The sequence below is a fragment of the Desulfatitalea alkaliphila genome, assembly GCF_022968795.1.
GTDB lineage: Bacteria > Desulfobacterota > Desulfobacteria > Desulfobacterales > Desulfosarcinaceae > Desulfatitalea > Desulfatitalea alkaliphila.
The window spans coordinates 1-20,662 of the sequence record NZ_JALJRB010000032.1; the positions used below are offsets into that span (position 1 = coordinate 1).

The following is a 20,662-nucleotide window of genomic DNA, read 5'->3' on the forward strand; positions in this document are numbered from 1 at the left end:
CGCGCCTGCACGCATTGCATCACCCACCCCCCCGCCCCACCCGCCTCCGTGCGAGAACAGGCGATGTCACTTTTACAATGGAGAACACCCTTTGTGATCGGCGCGGCTGTAAGGGATTGCGCGTGATCACCATCACAATCGGTTGATGGAACCTTTCCATAAAATAGATAGAATTCATCAACTTAAAACTTTAAACTTAAAAATTAAAACTGCCCGCCAGGGCTCCCACCCGCCTCCGTGCGAGAACAGGCGGTGCGCCTTTTGCGGATGGATGCATTCGATTATACGGTGCCGGACGAAACGGCGATCGATGGTTAACGATCCCATAGGGGCACGGCATGCCGTGCCCTTGCCGGATGTCCGAGGGGAAACCCGGGCACGGCATGCCGTGCCCCTACGGGTTGGATGGGTGGCAATACCCATCTGCCTGATCGCCCCAAACCCATTAAAATCGATAGAATTCATTAGCTTAAAACTTAACACGTAAAACTTAAAACTCTCTAACATATGGAAATGCTTGCCCCGAGGGGCCGGAACGGGTATAAGAAAAGCGAGTATGCTGATATAATTGAGAATAAGGCGTCCCCAAAAATATCATATTGGATAAGGGCAACCCCTATATCTTGCGCTTTACAAAAAGTGGGTGCACAGCCTATAGGGCGTAATGGCGATACGCCGCCTTTCCGTGATCCTCATTCAGGAGCGATTCAATGCCGACCACAACCGTTCGTTGGGTATTAGGCAAACAGTTCGTGGGCACCGATTCCCGCCATCAGTCCGTGGTGCTGTCCGGCGACGACCCGGCCTCGGGCGTCAGCCCTTCCCAGGTGCTGCTGATCGGGTTGTCCGCCTGTTCGGCCTATGATGTGTTGAATATCATGAACAAGAAGCGGCAGCCGTTGACCATGCTGGAGGTGATCGCCGAGGGCGAACAGGACGCCAAACCCCCTTGGGCCTACCGCCGCATCCATTTGACCTATCGGGTCAGCGGCAAGGATTTGACGCCCAAGGCACTGACCCAGGCGATCCGGCTTTCCCAGGAAAAGTATTGTTCCGTGGCTGCAACGGTGCGGGGAGTGGCTGAAATCACTACGGAATTCGTGATCGTGGCGCCAACAGACAGCAATGCAAAGAACGGCCCTGACGAAGAATAGCGGGGGCATATTATTTGCATTTCATGGTCGGAACGGCGTGGCGCGTCAAAGGAGGAAACCGAAGGCATCCTCGGGCCGGGCCGGGCAGCGCCATCGGGTGTGAAGGCAACGAGGTGCCGTGGGTGCTGTTTCCGGATGAACATTAGCGAACCGATGGAAAGCGTGGCGAAAGCGAGCGGACGACAACTGGCCTGCATCTGGGTGGCGGCCCTGTGGATCGCATGGGCCTGCTGGATTGTTCCGCCGGCGGCGGCCGACATTTACATTTACATCGACGAGAACGGGGTGCTCCATTTCACCAACACCCCCACATCGGGCGACTTCAAGCTCTACATGCGCGAAACGCCGACCCGGCCCCCATCCTGGCGCAACAACCGAAACTACGACGACGTGATCACCGAAGCCGCCGATATGACGGGCCTCTCCTTCTCCTTGCTCAAGGCGGTGATCCATGTGGAGTCCTATTTCGATCCGCGGGCGATCTCCAAGAAAGGGGCCATGGGTTTGATGCAGATCATGCCGGACAATTTCAGTTTGCTGAATATTTCCGACCCCTTCGATCCGTGGGAGAACATCATGGGCGGCGCCCAATATCTGAAAAGCATGCTGGAGCGGTTCGATCATCAGCTGCCCCTGGCCCTGGCCGCCTACAACGCCGGCCCCACGGCCGTCAGTCGATACAACGACATCCCCCCTTTTCCTGAAACCCAAGACTATGTGCAGAAGGTGCTGCGCTTTTTCAACTTTTACAATAAAGAGTAGCACCGGCGCGAAGCATCAGGCGGCCGCCCTTTTGGCCTTGGCATGGTTGGCGGCGTAAACACCGGCCACGCAACCCTCCCCCACGGCCTTGGCCATCTGCCAGGGCGGGCCACAAATATCCCCGGCGGCGAAGATGCCCGCCATGTTGGTGGCCTGTTGCTTGTCGGTCTGGATGTAGCGCATTTCCGGGTCCAGCATGATCCCCAGGTTGGTGGCCAGCTGCAGCAGCCCCTTGGCGCCCTGTTCGATGAACACACCGGTGAGCGGCAGGGATTCGCCCGACGCCAGGATGAGCCTTTCCACTTGATTTTCGCCTTCTATGGCTTTGACGGCGGCGCCCTGGTGCACGACCACCGTTCCGGCGTCCAGTTTGTCCCTGAGGTGGTCGGATACCTCGAGCTTGTCGCAAATCAGGTGCACCTTGTCGGCGATCTCGGTCAAGGTCAAGGCGCCATCCACGGCGGCGCTTTCGTTGCCCACCACGGCCACGGTTTCGCCTTTGTAAAAGTGGCCGTCACAATCCACGCAGTAGCTGACCCCCTTGCCCAACAGGGTCTTCTCGCCCGGCACGCCCAATCGATTGCGCTGCGTTCCGGTGGCAATGATCAAGGCGGTGGCCAAGAAGGTCGTCCCGGTTTCGGTTTTCAGGGCATACCCGTTCTCCTGCGGATCGATGGCCAACACATCCTCGTCCAGAAACCGGGCACCGAAGTTGGCCGCCTGTTGCCGGCCGTTCTCCAGCATCGTGTCCCCGGCCACATCGAACATGCAACAAAAATTTTCGATGTGGGCATGAAACAGGCTGCTTTTGGCCTCCTTACCCAATACCACCACCGACACCTTTTTGCGCGCGGCATGAATGGCGGCCTGCAAGCCGGCCGGGCCGGTACCCAAGATGGCCACATCGACGGTTTGGCTGTTGTCCATACTGATTCTCCTTCACTGATTGGAATTGCATTGAATCATTCAGGGGTAAATGATATAGGTTGCTATTTTTTGTGTCAGCACCATGCCCTGGGTGTCAAAATGGGCATGCAAGGACGAAAAATCAAGGGACAACCCTTCTTGGAGAGGGGTACAGCGCAACATCGATCCGGATCCGCCGGAGGCACAATGATGCCTTGCCGAAGGGGCGGCGGATGGCGTCACGGTCGGCAGCACCCTTGCCTCATGGTGCATGGGCCTTATATTAGCGATCTCCCGGCCTACCATTCTAAAGGAGCATAACCGCATGAACGATCGCCACACAACTTCCGGACACCATCATCACGACCACACGGATACCTGCAAAACCGACCTGGCCGCCAGCAAACGCATGAAGGCCAAGGTGCCGGAGATCGCCGAGCGGATCATCGAACATTGCCGGAGTGCCGAGTGTTATACCCACATCGACTATGAGCCCATCCCGGGGGAAGGTTTTGTCGCCGACCTCATCGACAAGTTCCGCGAAATATTGTTTCCCGGTTATTTTTCCCGGGGCAAGCTGGATCCGGCCAACATGAAATACAACCTGGGCCAAAGCATCTCCCAGCTTTACGACATGCTGGCCGAACAGATCGGCCACCACATCCGGCACGACTGCATGCGCTACGACCTGCCTTGCAGCGAGTGCGAACACGGCGGACAGGTCAAAGCGCTGGCCCTGCTGGAAGCCATTCCCGGCATCCGGCGGATGCTGGCCACCGACGTGCAGGCCACCTTCGACGGTGATCCGGCCGCCAAGAGCCACGACGAAATCATTTTCAGCTACCCCGGCATCTTTGCCATCATGGTGCACCGCGTGGCCCACCAACTTTTTCAACAGGAGGTGCCGCTGCTGCCGCGCATCATGAGCGAACACGCCCACAGCTTGACCGGCATCGACATTCACCCGGGCGCAACCATCGGTCCGCGGTTCGTCATCGACCATGGCACCGGCGTGGTGATCGGCGAAACCACCTTGATCGGCACCAATGTGCGCATTTACCAGGGGGTGACCCTGGGCGCCCTCAGCCTGCCGAAAAACGCCGGCGAACAGTACCGGGGCAAGAAGCGCCACCCCACCATCGAGGACGACGTAATCATCTATTCGGGCACCACCATTTTGGGTGGCGACACCGTCATCGGCGCCCGCTCGGTGATCGGCGGTAATGTCTGGTTGACCCAATCGGTGCCCCCGGACACAACGGTCATGATGGAAAAACCCCGGCTGATCTACAAATCGACCGAAGAGAAACGGAAAGGAGCCTGACATGCATATCCACAATAGCGTCAGTGCCACCATCGGCCACACCCCCTTGGTACGCCTGGGCCGCATCGCCGCCGGAGCGGCGGCGGATGTGGTAGCCAAACTGGAATTCGCCAACCCCCTGGGCAGTGTCAAGGATCGCATCGCCGCCGGCATGATCGCCGATGCGGAACGCCGGGGGCTGATCAACGCCCAAACCCTGGTGGTGGAGCCGACCAGCGGCAACACCGGCATCGGCCTGGCCTTCGTCTGTGCCGCCAAGGGATACCGGCTCTGCCTGACCATGCCCGAAACCATGAGCCAGGAAAGGCGCAAGCTGCTGGTTCATCTGGGCGCCGAACTGGTGTTGACCCCAGGTCCGGAAGGCATGGGCGGCGCCATTGCCAAGGCCCGGGAGATCCTGTCGCGCCAGGAGAACACCTTCATGCCCAACCAGTTCGAGAATCCGGCCAACGCGCAATCCCACCGGGAAACCACGGGCCCCGAAATTTGGGAAGATACGGAGGGGCGGGTCGATTTTCTGGTCTCCGGCGTGGGTACCGGGGGCACCATCACCGGCGTCAGCCAGGCCATAAAGCCCAAGAATCCCGATTTCAAAGCCATCGCCGTGGAGCCGTCCGCATCGCCGGTACTGTCGGGCGGTGCCAAGGGCCCCCATAAGATTCAAGGCATCGGCGCCGGGTTCGTGCCCAAAGTCCTGGACCAAAGCCTGGTCGACGAGGTGATCACGGTCGGCGACGACGACGCCTTCACCACGGCCCGCCGCTTGGCGGCCGAAGAAGGCATCTTGTGCGGCATCTCCTCGGGCGCCGCCGTGTGGGCGGCGCTGCAAGTGGCGCAACGCAAGGAGAATCAGGGCAAGCGCATTGTGGTCATTCTGCCCAGCACGGGGGAACGCTACATTAGTACGCCGTTATTTAAATAAGCACGACTTCATTTAATAATTGACATTTTTTACTTTTTGCTTCAAACAATGGACAAGCTGGACACTTGTTGCACCCGCACCGGATGACCGTGCAACTTGAACGAGGGCAGGTAGTCGCTGTTATCCGTCTGTTTTAATGTGAAAAGCGGTCCGACAATGGGATAGAACCGATTAGACAGGAAGCGAATGATGGGAATTCAAGAGCGCAAGGAGAGGGAAAAGGAGAGAAGACGCCAGCAGATCGTTGTAGCTGCCAAACGGGTCTTCTCGGAGAAGGGCTTCAACAAGGCCACCATGGAGGATATCGCCAAGGAGGCCGAACTCAGTCCCGGAACACTTTATCTTTATTTTAAAAACAAGGAGGAGCTGTATGCCTCCTTGTCTTTGCGTATTCTGCAATATCTGCACATCCGCATCTCCCACGTGATCAATCAGCAGGAGTTGGATCCCTGGCAGAAGCTGGATGCGCTCAAGGAGGTGATGTTCGACGTCTACGATTTCGATCCGTTGATCATCATCAACATGTTTCACCTCCAATCCAGCGAGACGCTGAAGAATCTGTCCGAGGATCTGATCGAGGAGATCAAGACCCTCTCGCGCAACTCCATCGGCGCCATCGCCCAGGTGTTCGAGGAAGGGATCAAGAAGGGGCTGTTCATTGATCGCCACCCGGTGGCGCTGTCCGACATCACCTGGGGCATTTTCGCCGGCGTGGTGTTGTGGGAATCGAGCAAGAAAATCATCGACCAGGACAAGGACCATCTTAAGTCCACGCTCAAAACCGCTTATGAAATTTTCGATCGCGGGATCATGCTCAAGCGGCCGTAAGGGAGAGCGTACCCGTAAGGGCGACCGTACGCCGTTTGTCTGAAAGATGGTGCCGGTCAAGTCAAGCAAAATGCCGACGAAAAAAGGCCCGTCGCGCGACCCTTGAGTCGCCGGGTGGGCCTTTTTTAATGGCGTGCCGGCAAACCGCCTTCACCGTTGCGGTTGTGGTTTCAAAAGTTTAATAGTCGGCGGGGTGGCACTGAACGCACCCGGTGGGGCCGGTGGGGGCCACACGCTCGGCGTCCGGTCGCCGGGAGGACATCAACTTCTCGTTTTCCCGTTTGATTTCCAGGTGACAACCGATGCATGACTCATGGAAAGCGTTCTTGTGGTAACGGATCTGCAGCTGCCGATCCTTTGACGGCTGACCGACGTCATCCACGGGGGCTTCGGCCACATCGTGGCAACCGGCCGCGCTGCAACTGCCGATGGGCGACACCTTGTCCCATGTGTGATGGCACTCCCGGCAACTGTAACCGAAATGGGCGGCATGGGGAAAAGTGACGGAGGCGCGCTTGGCTTCCGCAGTCAACGGCTCCAGGATGATATTGCCCATGGGCACGCACATCTCGTTATCCTTGGCGGCCGATACCGGCCCCCAAACCAGACCCACTACGATCATCGACGCTGCTGCCAACAACCACAAACGCTTTCGCATGTTCTACCCCCTCTGACATGTTTCCGGAAAATATGCCGCCCGCTATAATATGTTCCGCGCCAATTTTCAATCAAATTCTGGCGTCGATGGCTCAGCGACGAACGGCCCGCACCGCGCCACACTCCTCCTGGCTACGGTTTTCCCGGACAAACACCGACTCGCCCCGCGCGGTGACCACATCCGCGACAGCGTGAAAGCCGCGCACATAGGCTTGGGAGGTCCAGTACCACTCGGCATCGCCGGCCGGAAAATAGGGCGCTTGCTTGTGCAAGGCCGCCAGTTCGTTGGCGGAAGGCAACCGCCAATCCCGGTGGCCGCCGGTATTCAGGTTTTGTACATATTGACGGGCGGCTTCGTAATCCAGACAGCGGCCCAATGCCTGTTGTGAATCCAACAGCGTCCATGTCAATCCGGTGGATCCATCGGTGAATGTGCCGTCGCCATTAGGTCGATAACGTGGCGAGCCGGCCAGCTGTTGCGCCACGCGGGCTTCCATGCGCGCCGTCCGTCGTTGCTGCTCGGCCTGACGGGCCTGTTCCTCTTGGCGCCGGGCCGCCGCTTCGCGACGCTGCAATTCGGTTTGGCGCTGCTGCAAGGCCTGCTGCCGCTGGGCGGACAACTCGCTGAGCAATCGCCGGGCTTCAATGGTCTCACGGGCGGCGCTGTTCTTTTGCAGGAAATCCTCCAGGCGCCGAATACGCGCCAACACATCGTTGCGCGGATTGGTGGCATATTGTCTCAACGCATCCCATTGCCGCCGCGCCTCCAAGCGGGACCGCAAGGCCGTCAGATCGGCCGTCAGCGCCTCTTTTTGGGTGCTGTCGGGATGGTCGACAAGATAGGTTTCATAGGCCGCCACCGCCGCCGGCAGATCCTCTTCGGCATCCTCGGCCTCCCTGCGCAGGCGGGCCAGATCCGCCTTGTCCTGCAAGGCCCGCATGCGGCTGCGGGCCTCATCGGCCAAAGGGATGCCTTCGTTGCTCTCGATAAACAGCTGATAACGTTGAATGCAAGGCTCCCATCGCCGCTGCCGCTCACACTGCGCGTCCTCGGTTTGCAAATATTCCAGATATTGCTCCCCCATCTGGCGCAGCAGAAAATTGACATCCGCGTGGTAGCGGCCTTCCGGAAACTGCTCCAGATAGCGGCGATAGACCGCCAACCGCTGATTGTAATCCAGCCGTGCCGCGCGACGCAACTCGTCGTAATAATGCTGATCCAACAGGTCCTTGATTTCGCCCATGGCCTCCTGGATACGCGTGACGAAGCGGCTGTCTGGATATTGTTCAAGAAAAGCGTCATACAACGCCCGGGCGTTTTCTTCATACCCTTCACCCATCGGCAACGCGCTGACCTGCATCTGCGTCGCTTCGAAATCGCGCGCCTCCATGCGGTTGCGGACGATCTTAATGCGGGACTGAATATCATCCGCATGGGGTGTTTCGGGGTTCTCCGCCAAATAGGTATCGAGTAGCGCCAGTTGCTGTTCGAGAGCGTCCGTGCGCTCCAAGCGGGTGATCAGTTGCTGATACCGATCGGCGGTGGCGCGCTGCTGCATCACATGAAGGGCGGCAACGGTGCCGCTGCCCAGAATCACCAACAAAGCCAGCAAGGCGATCAGGTAAGTGGAGGGTTTATACCCGCGCCGGGGCGGAAGCGGCTCCGGCGGTCGTTCCAGGCGCACCAGCCGCTTGGCCGGCTTGGCCGCACCGGCCTTGGGACGTTGTCTCTTGGGTGGCGCAGGGGGTGCATCGGCACCGCTGGTGATCTCGTCCTTGAGCTTGAGGCTCTCCATCAGCAGGTGCATCAACGGCTGGTCGATTTCATCGGCGCGCGAAGGGTCGGCCGGCTCGATTTCGATGGCGGCATCGTCCCAACTGACGATGCGATAAGCGGCTTCGCGTCCGGTCCAACTGCCGGTTTCCGCGGCAATCAACTTACCTTCGGTCACATGCAGTTGACCGAAGCGGCCAGCGGAGGTGATGCGCAGGGTAAAGCTGGACTGCTCCAGTTCCGCCATCTGCAAGAAGGAGGGCAGGCCGATACCGCGAATCTGACCGCCCACCCGGGCATCCATGTGCTGAAGGGCGCTTTGGCTCAAACTGCGCTTGACCAACGTTTCGATCTGCCGGTAGTCCTCGTCGGTCATCCAGTCGGAGCAGTACCCCAGGTGAATTTCAATTTTAGCCTTGTTGCGCCGCCAGGGCCACAAGGCGCCATAGAACTCACCGGTGTTGAGGGGCAGCAGAAAGAGGGATTGATCTTTTTCGATCCCGCCCAAATATTTGACCGAAGCATTTTTGCGCAATTTGCGCGGCAAGGATTTGCCGGCGGGTTTGACCGGGGGACCGAAAAACTTGGCCAACAGGGATTCCAGGTCGCCGATGGAACGCCCGCTGCAGGTGACTTGATAAAGGCTGCGGGACTCTTCGTAAAACCGTTTGCTGGTCTCGGAAAGGGTTTCCAGTTGCCGTGCCAACTCGATGAATCCTTCGAGAATGGCGATGTTCAGCTTAAGATCGGCAATCTCGTCGCTGTCACCGGTCAATATCTGGTTCACCAGCTGTTGATCCATGCTTGCCGTTCCCGCGGTCCTTTTCAAACCCTCGTTGGATTGTTCAAATGTATCAATGTTTTCAAGTGGCTATTATAGGTAGAAACCGACAGGGATGTCAAAGGGAACATCGTTGCCGTCCAATACCATTTTCGCCACCCATGGCCCGAAACTTAAGCCACCCATCTTCCAACCCGACAAACTCAAAAAAACACAACAAACCGGATCAACCCAACAAACACACTCATCCGAACTACTTTCGGTCACTGATACAAGGCGTTCATCGGAAGGATTGCGCTTGTGGATCACCACAATCGCGGTAACAGAAAGGCGGCCGCGGCAGCGAGCGAGTGACTGAGCATAGCGGGAAACAGACTGTGGGAGCGCTCACGGATCCAACCGGCCGCAAAGCCGAACAAGAAGGCCCCGCCAAGCGCTGCCGCAACAGACAGCCAAGCCCCCGGCGCAGCTGCGGCACCCGGGTGCCCGAATATGTTCAGAGCCGCGAATCCTGCGTACAGCACGGTGCTGCCCAGGATGGGCCAAGAGAGAAACCAGCGGCTGTCGCTGCGCTGCACCAACGCGTGTTGTGCCAACAAACCGTGCACCAATCCGCGAAACAGCAATTCAACGGCAATGGGCATGGCGATCAAGCCCGGAAGGAACAGGGCTACCCGGTTGCCGTCGGCCGCCGCCGGCGCTGCGGGGGCCCAGACACCTCCCAGCCAGCCGCCCAAGGCTGCCACGGGCAGCAGCAGCATCCACTGTTTGCCAATGGGGGCAGACCAGCCATATTGCCAGGACCGGCGCCGGGCGACCACCATCAGGCTCAGGCCGGCGCCCATCAGCAGCGCAAGGACAAACCCGAATTCGGCGGAGGCCCACAAGTGCGCAACCGGTGACGGTGCGATCCATGCCGCAGGATCCCAGATCCACCGAATGGCATGGGCGCACAGCACGATCAATACGGTCAAGGCCGCGATGGTCCCGAAACGATAGAGGCGCTCGAGCAGGCCGGGCTTGGCCACCGCCGCGCCACAGGCGTGAACGATCTGGGCGGGGGTCAGGTAGGTGCCCGTTTCACGGGGGGATCCGCCGATATCGTTGGCTCCGCCCCATTTGTTGGTGCGGGTACGCCCTTTGACGGCGGTATCCATGAAATTGAGCCGCTCGTAAATGGGGTCCAGGGTGATGGGCATGAACAGATCCGTTTGACGGACCGTATAGGTGTTGGGCCCTTTCTTCAGAAAAACCACACCCAACCGATCACCGTAAAGTTTGTTGAGATGGGGTTCGATCTCGTAAATGCCCATGTCCGCCTCGACCGCCACGGCGATGCGCTGATCGGACAAATCGATGCGCGCCAACTCCTCCATCCCTTGATAATCGATGAAATCGCTGGGCTTGTAAAAAATCTGATCGATCTTGTTCAGCGCGGCGGCGGTGTAGTCCATGTAGTTCGTCGCGTTCCAGCCGCCCTCTTTTTTGATTTCCAGCTCATTGGCACGCAGATGGTCCACCACCCGCTGCATTTTGCGCATGAGGGTCTCGGGCAGCGCGGACAACTCCTTGAGTTCCAAACCCAGGGCGTCGATCACCCCTTCATAACGGACCAGGGCAAACAGCAGACGCCGCTGGTTGGCGTCCTGGCGACCGATGCGGGTGTGATTGAGAAGGATCCAGATGGCCAGCAGGGTGTCCAGATCCGGCTCGTTGGCAAAAATGTGCCACTCGCGATTGCGCAAATCGAGCCCCTTCATGTACATCACCAAGGCCTGCTCGCAAGTGGACAAGGTGAAGGCCCGCACGCAGCCCTCGTGGTGGTCCAGGTTGTAAACCTGCCGTTCGTGATCCATGAAAGGTTCGCACTGGGCCACCCCATCCAGAAAAATGGTGCCCGAGGGCGACTTGCGGGCGACGGCGGCGGTGAAACTCAGCCCGGCTTCGATGTGCACATTCAGATTGGGGGCTTCCAGGCAGGTGAGGGCCTTTTCCTTGCCGCTGGTCTTGATGGCATATCGCTCCGGCAACTTCCTGCCGTTGCCGGAGCCGGCGGCAACCGCAAGACCGGCGGCGCCATTGCCGTTATCGATCACGGGTCGCCGCGACGTGCCGGAATCGGCATCCGGTGAAGCCATCTTGCCTGCTTGCTCCTGACGTGGCTGCCCGGCATTTCGTTGTTTCATCCTCGAAGCCCTCGTTTCGATGGCCGATTGCAACGGAATTTTTCAATGAAGCGTCGTCGGTGTGGATGGTTGCGGTTGCGCACGGCCTCCGGTTGCCGCCCCCCTTCTTTCAACCGGATCGGTTCGGCACGCAATTGCCTTCACCCATATCAGTCGCCGGATACGGGGTCAAGACTGCAAGGTTGTTGCTTGTGGCGAGACCAGGACAATGGTATGGGGGGATTGGCGGTAAGCGGGCGGCAATGGAAATCCGTCCCCGGCGAAGGCATCGTCAAACGCCGATCGCACGGAACGGGGATGAACAACGGAATCGGGGTGTGCTTCAGGCGGCCAAATCGGGTGCGCCTTTGTGCAATCTTACCTGGTTGTTCGTTTTGTCCAGAACGCCTTGAAAAAGGATCAACTCGGGAAGGTCGTCCAGGGACTGAAAATGGGTGATACGCACACCCCGGGTACCGGCTTGCACGGGGCTGAACACCCTGAAATCCACAAAAGTCCTCTCGCCCTCTCGAGGACGGATCACGCATCGCAGGGACCAGACCCAATCGGGATCCTGTTTCCCGGTGGTCACCAGATATTGGCCGATGGCCTGGGGCAACTCCTTGGGACCGGGCAACTTGGACATATGCGCGCCGGGGCCGCCGGCGGTATCGGTTTTATTACGACGCCAGAATTTCCATTCCATGGGCACACCTCCTCAAGTTTACTTTCAATGAATAAGCAACACAAATGCCACAACAGACAACCATATGACTTCATGAGAAAAACGTATCACTCACCCCCTCTACGGCAGGAACCGGCTGTTCCGATTTACGACCCGGCAATGCCCGGTGGGCCGGCAAGCCAGGGGATCAGAATACACAACCCTTTATAATTGTTGTATATCGTAAGAAGGAAATACCTATTCCGATCCGACCGGCAATCGGAAGCGCCACTTCCCGTGGTTCGACCAAAGGAGCATCGAAATGCGATCAGCGATGGTGATTGCCAGCGACGCCAATGACATTGAAGCCGTTCGCAAGGCCCTGGGTGCCGCTTTTCGATTCAAAGCCGCCGCCGATGTGTCCGCGGCGCTGCAAATACTGGATCGGGAGCGCTATGAACTGGTTTTCGTCGACCTGGATTGCCTGTCCCGCCATGCGGACACCCATGGCACGGAGGCGACCCTGCAGGCCTTTCAACAGCGGCACCCTTCCATCGAAATGGTCGTGATGACCCCGCCGCACCGGATTCGCAGTGCCGTCGGCTGGGTCAAGACGGGCGCCAGCGACTACATCGGCTATCCCATTTCCCACGACGAGGTGAAATTGGTCGCCGAGTCCATCGCCGAGTCGATCCTGCGTCAATCGGAACTGGACTACCTACGCGATCAATTCTGGCAGACCGACGCCCTCGAGGTGGTGCAAACCAAGAGTCCCACGATGGCCGAAGTCTTTCGCAAAATCCGTTCGGTGGCATCCACCCGTACCACGGTGTTGTTGGTGGGGGAAACCGGCACCGGCAAAGGGGTGATGGCCAAATTGGTACATCAGCACAGCAACCGCCGGGAGGCCCGGTTCATCAGCGTCCACTGCGGCGCCATTCCCGACACCTTGCTGGAAAGCGAGCTGTTCGGCCACGAAAAGGGGGCGTTTACCGGGGCGGTGCGCAAAAAGCTGGGCAAGTTCGAAATCGCCAACGGCGGCACCATCTTTCTGGACGAAATCGGCACCCTCACCCCGCCGGCCCAAATCAAACTGCTTCAAGTGCTCCAGGACGGCACATTCAGCCGCGTGGGCGGTGAAGAGACCATCCACACCGGCGCCCGGGTGATTGCGGCCACCAACGCCGACCTGAAAGCGTTGAGCGAAGCGGGACTGTTTCGCAAGGACCTCTATTACCGGCTCAATGTCTTTCCCATCGAAATTCCCTCCCTGCGCCGGCGCACCGAAGATCTGCCCCACTTGATCGAGGTTTTCCTCAAAGGGTTGAACCGGGAATTCCAAAAATCCATTCACGACGTTCATCCCCGGGTGATCGAAGCTTTGGCCCGGTACGATTGGCCCGGCAATGTGCGCGAACTCGAGAACCTGCTGGAGCGGGCCTATATTCTGGAAAACAGCAGCCTGCTGACCCCCGCCGCCTTTCCCTCCGAACTGTTCGAGGATCAAGAGCGTCTCGCGGTAGTGCCCATCAATGAACACCTGCCCTTGGCCGAAGCCCGCAAATCGGCCCTGGACGATTTCGAGTGCCGCTACATCAAGGCCCTTGTGGCCCGTAATCAAGGCCGCATCAACCTCTCGGCGTCCGAAGCGGGCATCAGCACCCGCCAGTTGCACAAATTGATGAGCAAGCACGGCATCCGCAAAGAGGCCTTCCGCAAACCGTCGCAATAAGGTCCAAAAGGTGCCATCGTCAATCCATGTTCGACCATGACATACTCTCGGCACCCCTCCAAACCCGTCCTGTTTCCGGTTTATAAAACTGTTTTTATTATCTATTTAGACAATCACCCCTCCTTTCCGCAGCGCCTTGCAAATCCGGTGTTTTCAGGTTCTGCTTGTGTCGCCATTCATTTTGTGATTGGTTGTCGCCAACTGGACGAATAATAGCGTTCAGCCGCCTGCGGCAAGGATCGGGCGGCGGCCCCATCGTTTGAACCCCGCCCGCTGAACCGCCGGATTGAGCACCAACCCAACGCAACCGAAAGGAAACGCCCATGAACCATATCCCCTTTAACGACCTCTATGCCCAAAAACGCATCTCCCCGGAAGCGGCCACCGCCATGGTCAAACCGGGCATGGAGATCTTTCTGGGCGGTGCGGCCAGCATCGCCCACAACATCGACAAATACCTGGCCCGCCGCAAGGACGAACTGCACAATGTGGTGGTGCGCACCTTTCTGGACACCGCCGAACATGAATTTCTCAAGGCCGACCCCGACGGCAAGGTGTTTCGTTGGCACAGCGGTTTTCTTTTGCATTCGGTCAGATCCCACGTCCAGCGTCGGGGCAGCGGCGTATACCAGGGGGTCTCCTGGCACATGGCGCCGGAACTGATCCGCCAGAACTACAACCTGGACATCAGTTATGTGGTCACCGCCCCCATGGACAAGCACGGCTTCTTCAATTTCGGCCTGACCATCGCCGAAATGCAAGCGTTTTGCGAAGTGTCCAAGAAGATCGTGGTGGTGGTGCGCAAAGACATGCCGGTGGTGTGCGGCGGCCAGGAGGAGGCGATTCACATATCGGCGGTGGACCACATCGTGGAGGACGACACCTTCGCAACCCCGACCCTGCCGGCCATCCCGGCCAAGGAGGAGGATCGTCTGATCGCCGACAACGTGGTTTCAGCCGGACTGATCCAAGACGGCACCACGTTGCAGATCGGTATCGGCGGCCTGCCCAATTCGGTGCTGGACGCCCTGGTGGATGCCGGTGTCAAGCATCTGGGCATTCACTCGGAGATGTTGACCGACAAAATGTACGACCTGATCCAGGCCGGGGTGGTGGACAACAGCCGCAAAACCATGGACCGCTACAAGTCCACCTTCTCTTTCTGCCTGGGCAGCCGCCGGCTGTACGACTTTCTGGACAACAACCCATCATTTGCGTCCTACCCGGTGGACTATGTGAACAGTCCACTGGTCATCGCCCAGCAGCCCCGCATGTTCTCCCTCAACAGCACCATGCAGGTGGACCTGGTGGGCCAGGTGGCTTCGGAGCAGTTAGGCGGCGACCGGCCGCGGCACATCAGCGGCACCGGGGGCCAGCTCGACTTCGTCATGGGCACCCTCTTCGCCCATGACCGCAAGGGGATCAGCGTGCTGGCCCTCTATTCGGAGCACAAAGGCAAATCGCGCATCGTCCCGACCCTGGCCAAGGGCACGGTCATCACGGTGCCCCGCTCCCTGGTCGATTACGTGGTCACCGAATACGGCCTGGCACGACTGCGGGGCCTATCGCTCAACGAACGGGCACTGGCCCTGATCCGCATCGCCCACCCCCGTCACCGTGAGGCCCTGCTCAAACAAGCGGTGGATGCCGGCTTCCTGAGCTACACCTCCACTTTGGGCGCCAAACCGCCGCGGGGCGTGATCAACTGCCGCGACTGACCCCCCTGATCCATCCGCCCAAGACACCCCTTTGCCGCCGCCGGTCGACAACCGGCGGCGGCTTTCGCTGTCTGCCGTATGAACCGCCAATCAGTAATAGCGACGCGCACCTTTGTAACGTGCGGCAAAATAGGTGTTGGCAAGGGAAGCGCTGCGGATAGCATTGCCCCGACTGGGCGCGTGGATGAATTGGCCGTCACCGCTGTAAATACCTACATGGGAAATACGGCTGGTGCGACCGGTGGCGAAAAAAACCAGGTCGCCGGCACGCAGGGCCCCTCGCGCCACGGGGGTGCCGGCCCGAAACTGTTCCAGGGCAGTACGGGGCAGATCCAACCCATTGAGACGGTACACCGTCATGGTCAAGCCGCTGCAGTCGAACCCCTGCTCGATGCTGGCGCCCCCCCAGCGGTAATCGGTCCCGATGAAGCGGCTCGCCGTGGCGACGAGCCGCTCTCCCAGGGCCATGGGTGGTTCCGGCAGGATCCGGTCGATTTGGGGGTGCACAATGAAAAAATCGTCGATCAGACCCCTTGCCTGGATGTCCAGGGCACGGGCCATGGCGGCCTCCCGGGTCTCGAACCGCTCCAGACGCACCTTGAAGAGCCGATCCAGATCGATGAAGTAGTAGGTGTCCAAACCCGCGCTCTGCAACAGATCGGCATAGGCGGCGGCGCGCTCGCTGGTGGTGAAGGCGCCCACTTGGATGGTGTACTGAATGCGAGGCAATACCGCATCGGGCGGTGGTAGGGGTTCGGGCTGTACCGCGGGAAGGGGCGCCGCGGGAACCGGCGGTGGTGCCGGTAATGGCGCCGGCCGGCCGCACCCCTGGAACCCCGACAACAGCAACAGCATCACGGCCCAAAGCCACCTGCATCCAGCTTTGGACATCGGTGGCACCATGCCTTGACACCTCCGAAAGGAGAGTTGATCGTTCAACTTCAGATTGCCGCCACGCCCCATTGACATGCCGGCAAGACTACCGAACAGCACCGCAAATTTCAACGGGATTCGGCAACCGCCCCTTGACACCCGATTCGCCCCGCGCTAAAAGCGATGGAAACATTTAGCCACCCTAACCATTAGGGTGACAAATCAATTTGGCGCTATTGGCAATGGCATCCGTGATCGACAAAGAAACCACAAGGGCACAGGCCCTTTACATCATCACCACCGGCCGCCGGATACACGAGGAGATTCTCAACCTTCAGAGCCGGCACCTGGCCAACCTGGCTTCCCCTCCCCACATCGAGTTGTCACTGGCCCAATTCAATGCCATCGGTGTGGTGCGCAGCCAGGAACCGCTGACCATGGGTGACCTGGCGGACCGGCTCGGCATTTCCGCCCCTTCGGCCTCGGCCATGGTGGATCGGCTGACGGAAAAAGGGCTTTTACAGCGGGAACCGAGTACTGAGGATCGACGCAAGGTGGTGGTGCGCATCGCGCCGGACGCCAAGCAGGACATTGATGCCATTGAAGCCGGCTTGCTTGCACTTTTTGAAGATCTGGTGCAGAAACTGGGACCGAAGACCACCGACCAATGGTGCCGGGTGCTGGCGGCCGTCCAAAAGGTATTGCTGTCGGAAACCGGCCCGACGGCCGTTTCCGGAAATTCGCCCCCTGGGCCATGAAGAAGAGAGAGGTATACCGATGCAACCCAAATCGACGAGCAGCTTGATGTGGCGTGTTGCCCTGTGCCTGTTCGCGGCACTGATGCCCTTGGTCGCCATGGCCGCCGACACGCAACCTCCGGATACCATCGATATCGAGCGCATCGATGTGCTCGACCTGGCAACGGCGGCCCGCATCGCCCTGGCTGACAACCCCTCGCTGGAGGCGGCCCGGGCACGGGTGGAGCAGGCGGCCCAGGTGGTCCGGCAGGCCCGTTCGGGCTACTGGCCCCAATTGGATGCATCGGCCAGTGCCGCCAGGGTGAAAATGTCGGAACGGGATCTGAACTCCCAACTCGCCATCTTCCGAGCCTTGAACCTCCCGGCACCGGACATTGAAAACCCGGACGACTATTACCAGGCCGATCTCACGGCCAGTTGGCTGGTGTTCGACGGATTCGCGCGCCGCTTCCGCCTGGCGGCGGCCCGCTTCGGGGAACAGGCTTCCGGCGCGGCCCGCGAGGACGCCCGTCGCCTGCTGCTGTCGGCCGTCAGCTTCGCCTTTTTACAAGCCCAGTTGGCCCAGGAGAACATCGCCATCGCCAAAGCCGACGAGGCCTTCAACGACCGGTTGTTGTCCGAAGCCCGCCTGCGCTACGACGTGGGCGCCGGCCCCCTGAGCGATGTGCTCAACTTTCAGGTGCGCGGCAACACGGCCACCAACCGCCGCCTTCAGGAGGAACGGGCTTTTCAGGCCAGCTTGATCAGCCTGGCCGGCCTGCTGGGGCTGCCCAGCGGTCGGCTGCCCGGACATGTCCGCCTGGCGTCACTGGAACCCACGGCGGACCGGGAACTGATCGATCCACAGACGGACACGGATGTCATCTTACAAGCCGCCTTGGACCATCGGCCCGATTTGCGCCGCAGCGACTGGCTCGTGCGGCAGGCGGAAGCGGGTGTCAAAACGGCGCGGGCGGGCTATTTTCCCACCGTTGCCGTGACCGGTTCGGTGTTCGGCGAACGGCCGGGGGACATGGGATTCAATGAAGACGATTTCGGTAACAGCATCGGTGTGGGGCTGAGCTGGAATCTCTTCGCCGGCGGCTTGACGCGCGCCCGGCATGGTGAAGCGCGGGCCCGGTTGTACGAAATCGAGCAGTTGCGTAACAGCGCCCGCATCGACGTGGTCGCCGAGGTGCAAGACGTGATCACCCGGATCGAAACGGCCCAGCGCCAACTGACCTTGCAAGAGGCCAATGCCGAACTGGTGCAACAGCAGCGCGACCTGGTGGAAAAGGAGTACAAGGCCGGCGTGGGTTCCCTGGTGCGGCTCAACGAAGCCCAACGGGACCTTACGGTGGCCCAGTCCCAACTCACCCTGTCCCGGGTGGCCTTGAAACTGGCCTGGTACGATCTGCAAACGGCCACCGGCCAGATTCTGGATACGTTTCAAGCCCGTTAGCGCGTCAAGGTCAACAAGGACGCCCCGGCGCCAAGCAACGGCGGCCCATCCCTTCACCGGCCCCGCTTGCCCCGCAAAGGGGGGTCGGGGCCGGCACGCTTTGTCTCAACAGACCGATTTGTCGATCCCGTTCATCCAGCAACGGCGGCTACTCGCTGAAACCGTAGTGATACACCTCGTATTGGGTGGCGCCCCCCAACAACGCATCGATCTGCTCCTGAATCTGCTGGCGATCGGCACTGTTGAGCCACTTGACCCACGCATCGGAGGATTGCCAATTGCTGATGACCAGGAACTCCTCGGGGTTGTTCAGATTGCGCAGGGTTTCTCCTGAAATGTACCCCTCCTGGTTCATGGCCAGGGAACGCATCTGCCGGAACAGGGGAATCATCTCTCTGGCCTTGTCTTCCGGAACGACTCTTTTGATGAGGGCTTTGACGGCCATTACAACCTCCTTGCCGGAACGGCGTTTGGGGTGAAGGACGGTGGCCTTGCAGCGGTGTCAGGGAAAGGTCTCGGGACAACGCCGACACTGGTTGGAGAGCACTGCTATTGGTAAGTATAAGGGGACGTTGAGCCGCCTGTCAAAGAGAAAAGCGGTTATACACAAATCCCGAATAAGATCAGCAGCGGGATCGAAATCGAAATCGAAATCAGGATCGGGATCCACTACCCATCCATCCCGATCCCCCGACGTTCCAGCAAGGTCCCTTCGAAACGGTAAAGGTCGGTGAGCGCTTTCAGGTAGGCCACCACGGCGCGCACCTCGTCGATCCGGCTGACCAACAGGTCCCGCTGGGCCTGGGCCACCAAAAGGTTGGTGGAGCGCCCCACGCGGAACTTTTCGGTTTCGATGCGCAGTTTCTCCTCTTGCCACTGGCGGGTGGCCGCACTGGCGCCGATCTGCTCCCGGGTGCGGTCCACCTCCAGGTGGGCGATGCGAATGTCCAAGGCTACCACTTGGCGCAAGTTGTCCAGGGCCTTTTCCGCTTGCTCGCGGCTCAAACGGGCACGCCGGTGGCGGGCCTTGGCGTCACGGTTGACCAGCGGATAGGCCAGGCGGATGCCGGCCTGCGCGTCGTAATGGTCGCCGTCCAATTCGCCGAAGGCGCTGCCGAAGGAATCGGCATAACCGCTTTTGCCCAATTGAACGAACAGGTCCAGGCGGGGCAGCAGCCCGTTGCGGGTGCGCACCACCTCCAATTCGCCCCGATCGATCTCCAGGCGGGCCTGGTTCATCTCTGGACGGCGGCGCAACCCTTCATCGACGGAACGGCCCACCGGATCGAGCTGCACCGATGGAATGGCGGGTGGATGGGAAAGGGCCAGCTCTCGATCGAACATCGCTCCCGGCGGATTGACCAGCTGCAGCAGTCGCAGCCGGTTGGCGGCCACCGCGTTTTTGGCGTCGATCAACCCCTGCCGCTGCAACGCCACCTCGGCCTGCACCGCGGGCAGTTCCGCCTCGGCCATGGCGCCCACGGCGATCATGGCCCGCGTGTCGGACAACTGCTGCTCGGCCAGCTTGAGACTCTCGCGCACGATTTCGATCTGCCGCAGGGAGAGGGCGTAATCCCAATAGGCATGCTCCACCCCGGCCACCAAGGCTTCGCTGAACCCCTGCAGTTCGTATCGACTGATTCGGGTTTCCAGTCGTGCCTGCCGTAAACGGGCCAGGTTGACCGCCGTGCCGAAACCTTGCAACAGCGATTGGTTCAGGGCCAGCCCCAGGCGACCGGCGTAGCGCCCGTCGTCGGGCCGGCCGGCATCGGCACGGCCGGCGGCGGCTTCCAATGTGAGGGCCGTGCCGGTGGGAAAATAGGTGTCCAGGGCGATGAAGCCTTCATCCACCTTGTTGACCTGGTTCTGCTCGGCGGTGGAGGGACGAGGTCCGACGACGCGCTGGGTGGCAGCGCCGGCCGACAGCACGGGATCGAAGACGGACCGGGCCTCGTCCTCGAAACTTTGGATGATTTCCGGCGTCAGTCGCTCGACGGCCAGCGAGCGGTTGTTCTCCAGGGCCATGAGCACGGCATCGGCCAAGGTGATGGTCAGAACGGCGGTGTCGTGGGGCGGGGGTGCATTGTCCATGGGGGCGGATTGCGGTTCCGCCGCGACGGGCGACGCCCCCAGCGCCAGGATCAGCAGACCGAACATCAGTGAACGGATGGCAACCGGCATGAAATTGGCTCCTCGTTGCCCG

17 protein-coding genes are annotated in these 20,662 nt (G+C 60.0%); 9 read left to right on the top strand and 8 right to left on the bottom strand.

Annotated elements, in window-relative coordinates:
• Window positions 1–710 precede the first annotated feature (710 nt).
• Together MRX98_RS19250 and MRX98_RS19255 are read left to right on the top strand one after the other, a co-directional pair.
• Window positions 711–1,154: an OsmC family protein gene (locus MRX98_RS19250; protein ID WP_246913966.1), complete on the top strand. Its 444-nt coding sequence runs from the start codon at window positions 711–713 to the stop codon at window positions 1,152–1,154.
• 153 nt (window positions 1,155–1,307) lie between these two features.
• Window positions 1,308–1,916: a lytic transglycosylase domain-containing protein gene (locus MRX98_RS19255; protein ID WP_425523899.1), complete on the top strand. Its 609-nt coding sequence runs from the start codon at window positions 1,308–1,310 to the stop codon at window positions 1,914–1,916.
• A gap of 15 nt (window positions 1,917–1,931) precedes the next feature.
• Here MRX98_RS19255 and MRX98_RS19260 read toward each other — a convergent pair whose 3' ends face one another.
• Window positions 1,932–2,843: an NAD(P)/FAD-dependent oxidoreductase gene (locus MRX98_RS19260; protein WP_246913970.1), complete on the bottom strand. Its 912-nt coding sequence runs from the start codon at window positions 2,841–2,843 to the stop codon at window positions 1,932–1,934.
• Between the two features lie 304 nt (window positions 2,844–3,147).
• Between MRX98_RS19260 and epsC the strand changes: the two genes are divergently transcribed.
• The 3 genes from epsC to MRX98_RS19275 all read left to right on the top strand — a co-directional run bounded on the left by epsC (window position 3,148) and on the right by MRX98_RS19275 (window position 5,896).
• Complete coding sequence (gene epsC, locus MRX98_RS19265; protein ID WP_246913972.1) at window positions 3,148–4,146, top strand: serine O-acetyltransferase EpsC; 999 nt, start codon at window positions 3,148–3,150, stop codon at window positions 4,144–4,146.
• A 1-nt stretch (window position 4,147) separates the two neighbouring features.
• Window positions 4,148–5,068, top strand: coding sequence for a cysteine synthase A (gene cysK, locus MRX98_RS19270; RefSeq protein WP_246913974.1), 921 nt, complete (start codon window positions 4,148–4,150; stop codon window positions 5,066–5,068).
• Between the two features lie 186 nt (window positions 5,069–5,254).
• A complete protein-coding gene (locus MRX98_RS19275; RefSeq protein ID WP_246913976.1) occupies window positions 5,255–5,896 on the top strand; it encodes a TetR/AcrR family transcriptional regulator in 642 nt (213 codons plus the stop codon).
• Between the two features lie 178 nt (window positions 5,897–6,074).
• Here the strand turns inward: MRX98_RS19275 and MRX98_RS19280 are convergent, their stop codons facing one another.
• From MRX98_RS19280 to MRX98_RS19295, 4 genes are all read right to left on the bottom strand, one after another.
• Entirely contained in the window at window positions 6,075–6,554 is a 480-nt protein-coding gene (locus tag MRX98_RS19280) for a cytochrome c3 family protein (protein ID WP_246913977.1), read from the bottom strand.
• Between the two features lie 91 nt (window positions 6,555–6,645).
• Window positions 6,646–9,129: an Lcl domain-containing protein gene (locus MRX98_RS19285; protein WP_246913979.1), complete on the bottom strand. Its 2,484-nt coding sequence runs from the start codon at window positions 9,127–9,129 to the stop codon at window positions 6,646–6,648.
• A 284-nt stretch (window positions 9,130–9,413) separates the two neighbouring features.
• Window positions 9,414–11,294, bottom strand: a complete 1,881-nt coding sequence (locus MRX98_RS19290; RefSeq protein ID WP_246913981.1) for a CPBP family intramembrane glutamic endopeptidase — start codon at window positions 11,292–11,294, stop codon at window positions 9,414–9,416.
• Between the two features lie 322 nt (window positions 11,295–11,616).
• The gene (locus MRX98_RS19295) at window positions 11,617–11,979 is read right to left on the bottom strand and encodes a hypothetical protein (RefSeq protein ID WP_246913983.1); all 363 of its coding nucleotides are present in this window, start codon (window positions 11,977–11,979) and stop codon (window positions 11,617–11,619) included.
• 280 nt (window positions 11,980–12,259) lie between these two features.
• On the opposite strand from MRX98_RS19295, the gene MRX98_RS19300 reads away from it, so the two are divergent.
• Window positions 12,260–13,669 carry a sigma-54-dependent transcriptional regulator gene (locus MRX98_RS19300; protein ID WP_246913985.1) on the top strand — a complete coding sequence of 470 codons (1,410 nt, stop codon included), beginning with the start codon at window positions 12,260–12,262 and terminating at the stop codon, window positions 13,667–13,669.
• A gap of 323 nt (window positions 13,670–13,992) precedes the next feature.
• Complete coding sequence (locus MRX98_RS19305) at window positions 13,993–15,387, top strand: acetyl-CoA hydrolase/transferase family protein (RefSeq protein WP_246913987.1); 1,395 nt, start codon at window positions 13,993–13,995, stop codon at window positions 15,385–15,387.
• 90 nt (window positions 15,388–15,477) lie between these two features.
• On the opposite strand, the gene MRX98_RS19310 is transcribed toward MRX98_RS19305, so the two are convergent.
• Window positions 15,478–16,278, bottom strand: coding sequence for a C40 family peptidase (locus MRX98_RS19310; protein WP_246913989.1), 801 nt, complete (start codon window positions 16,276–16,278; stop codon window positions 15,478–15,480).
• Between the two features lie 224 nt (window positions 16,279–16,502).
• Here MRX98_RS19310 and MRX98_RS19315 point away from each other — a divergent pair, with 224 nt between their 5' ends.
• Both MRX98_RS19315 and MRX98_RS19320 read left to right on the top strand, forming a co-directional pair.
• On the top strand, window positions 16,503–17,018 hold the full coding sequence (locus MRX98_RS19315; protein WP_246913999.1) for a MarR family winged helix-turn-helix transcriptional regulator: 516 nt from the start codon (window positions 16,503–16,505) through the stop codon (window positions 17,016–17,018).
• Between the two features lie 46 nt (window positions 17,019–17,064).
• Window positions 17,065–18,459, top strand: a complete 1,395-nt coding sequence (locus tag MRX98_RS19320) for a TolC family protein (protein WP_246914001.1) — start codon at window positions 17,065–17,067, stop codon at window positions 18,457–18,459.
• A 148-nt stretch (window positions 18,460–18,607) separates the two neighbouring features.
• On the opposite strand, the gene MRX98_RS19325 is transcribed toward MRX98_RS19320, so the two are convergent.
• Together MRX98_RS19325 and MRX98_RS19330 are read right to left on the bottom strand one after the other, a co-directional pair.
• A complete protein-coding gene (locus tag MRX98_RS19325; RefSeq protein WP_246914003.1) occupies window positions 18,608–18,904 on the bottom strand; it encodes an antibiotic biosynthesis monooxygenase family protein in 297 nt (98 codons plus the stop codon).
• 224 nt (window positions 18,905–19,128) lie between these two features.
• The gene (locus MRX98_RS19330; RefSeq protein ID WP_246914005.1) at window positions 19,129–20,640 is read right to left on the bottom strand and encodes a TolC family protein; all 1,512 of its coding nucleotides are present in this window, start codon (window positions 20,638–20,640) and stop codon (window positions 19,129–19,131) included.
• Between the last annotated feature and the right edge of the window lie 22 nt (window positions 20,641–20,662).

Bases quoted from the DNA above. Each gene is read 5' to 3' on its own strand.
- epsC (WP_246913972.1), top strand. From the start codon at position 3,148: ATGAACGATCGCCACACAACTTCCGGACACCATCATCACGACCACACG.
- cysK (WP_246913974.1), top strand. From the start codon at position 4,148: ATGCATATCCACAATAGCGTCAGTGCCACCATCGGCCACACCCCCTTG.
- MRX98_RS19300 (WP_246913985.1), top strand. From the start codon at position 12,260: ATGCGATCAGCGATGGTGATTGCCAGCGACGCCAATGACATTGAAGCC.
- MRX98_RS19295 (WP_246913983.1), bottom strand. From the start codon at position 11,979: ATGGAATGGAAATTCTGGCGTCGTAATAAAACCGATACCGCCGGCGGC.
- MRX98_RS19260 (WP_246913970.1), bottom strand. From the start codon at position 2,843: ATGGACAACAGCCAAACCGTCGATGTGGCCATCTTGGGTACCGGCCCG.
- MRX98_RS19280 (WP_246913977.1), bottom strand. From the start codon at position 6,554: ATGCGAAAGCGTTTGTGGTTGTTGGCAGCAGCGTCGATGATCGTAGTG.
- MRX98_RS19325 (WP_246914003.1), bottom strand. From the start codon at position 18,904: ATGGCCGTCAAAGCCCTCATCAAAAGAGTCGTTCCGGAAGACAAGGCC.
- MRX98_RS19310 (WP_246913989.1), bottom strand. From the start codon at position 16,278: ATGTCCAAAGCTGGATGCAGGTGGCTTTGGGCCGTGATGCTGTTGCTG.
- MRX98_RS19275 (WP_246913976.1), top strand. From the start codon at position 5,255: ATGATGGGAATTCAAGAGCGCAAGGAGAGGGAAAAGGAGAGAAGACGC.
- MRX98_RS19250 (WP_246913966.1), top strand. From the start codon at position 711: ATGCCGACCACAACCGTTCGTTGGGTATTAGGCAAACAGTTCGTGGGC.
- MRX98_RS19315 (WP_246913999.1), top strand. From the start codon at position 16,503: ATGGCATCCGTGATCGACAAAGAAACCACAAGGGCACAGGCCCTTTAC.
- MRX98_RS19290 (WP_246913981.1), bottom strand. From the start codon at position 11,294: ATGAAACAACGAAATGCCGGGCAGCCACGTCAGGAGCAAGCAGGCAAG.
- MRX98_RS19255 (WP_425523899.1), top strand. From the start codon at position 1,308: ATGGAAAGCGTGGCGAAAGCGAGCGGACGACAACTGGCCTGCATCTGG.
- MRX98_RS19285 (WP_246913979.1), bottom strand. From the start codon at position 9,129: ATGGATCAACAGCTGGTGAACCAGATATTGACCGGTGACAGCGACGAG.
- MRX98_RS19305 (WP_246913987.1), top strand. From the start codon at position 13,993: ATGAACCATATCCCCTTTAACGACCTCTATGCCCAAAAACGCATCTCC.
- MRX98_RS19330 (WP_246914005.1), bottom strand. From the start codon at position 20,640: ATGCCGGTTGCCATCCGTTCACTGATGTTCGGTCTGCTGATCCTGGCG.
- MRX98_RS19320 (WP_246914001.1), top strand. From the start codon at position 17,065: ATGTGGCGTGTTGCCCTGTGCCTGTTCGCGGCACTGATGCCCTTGGTC.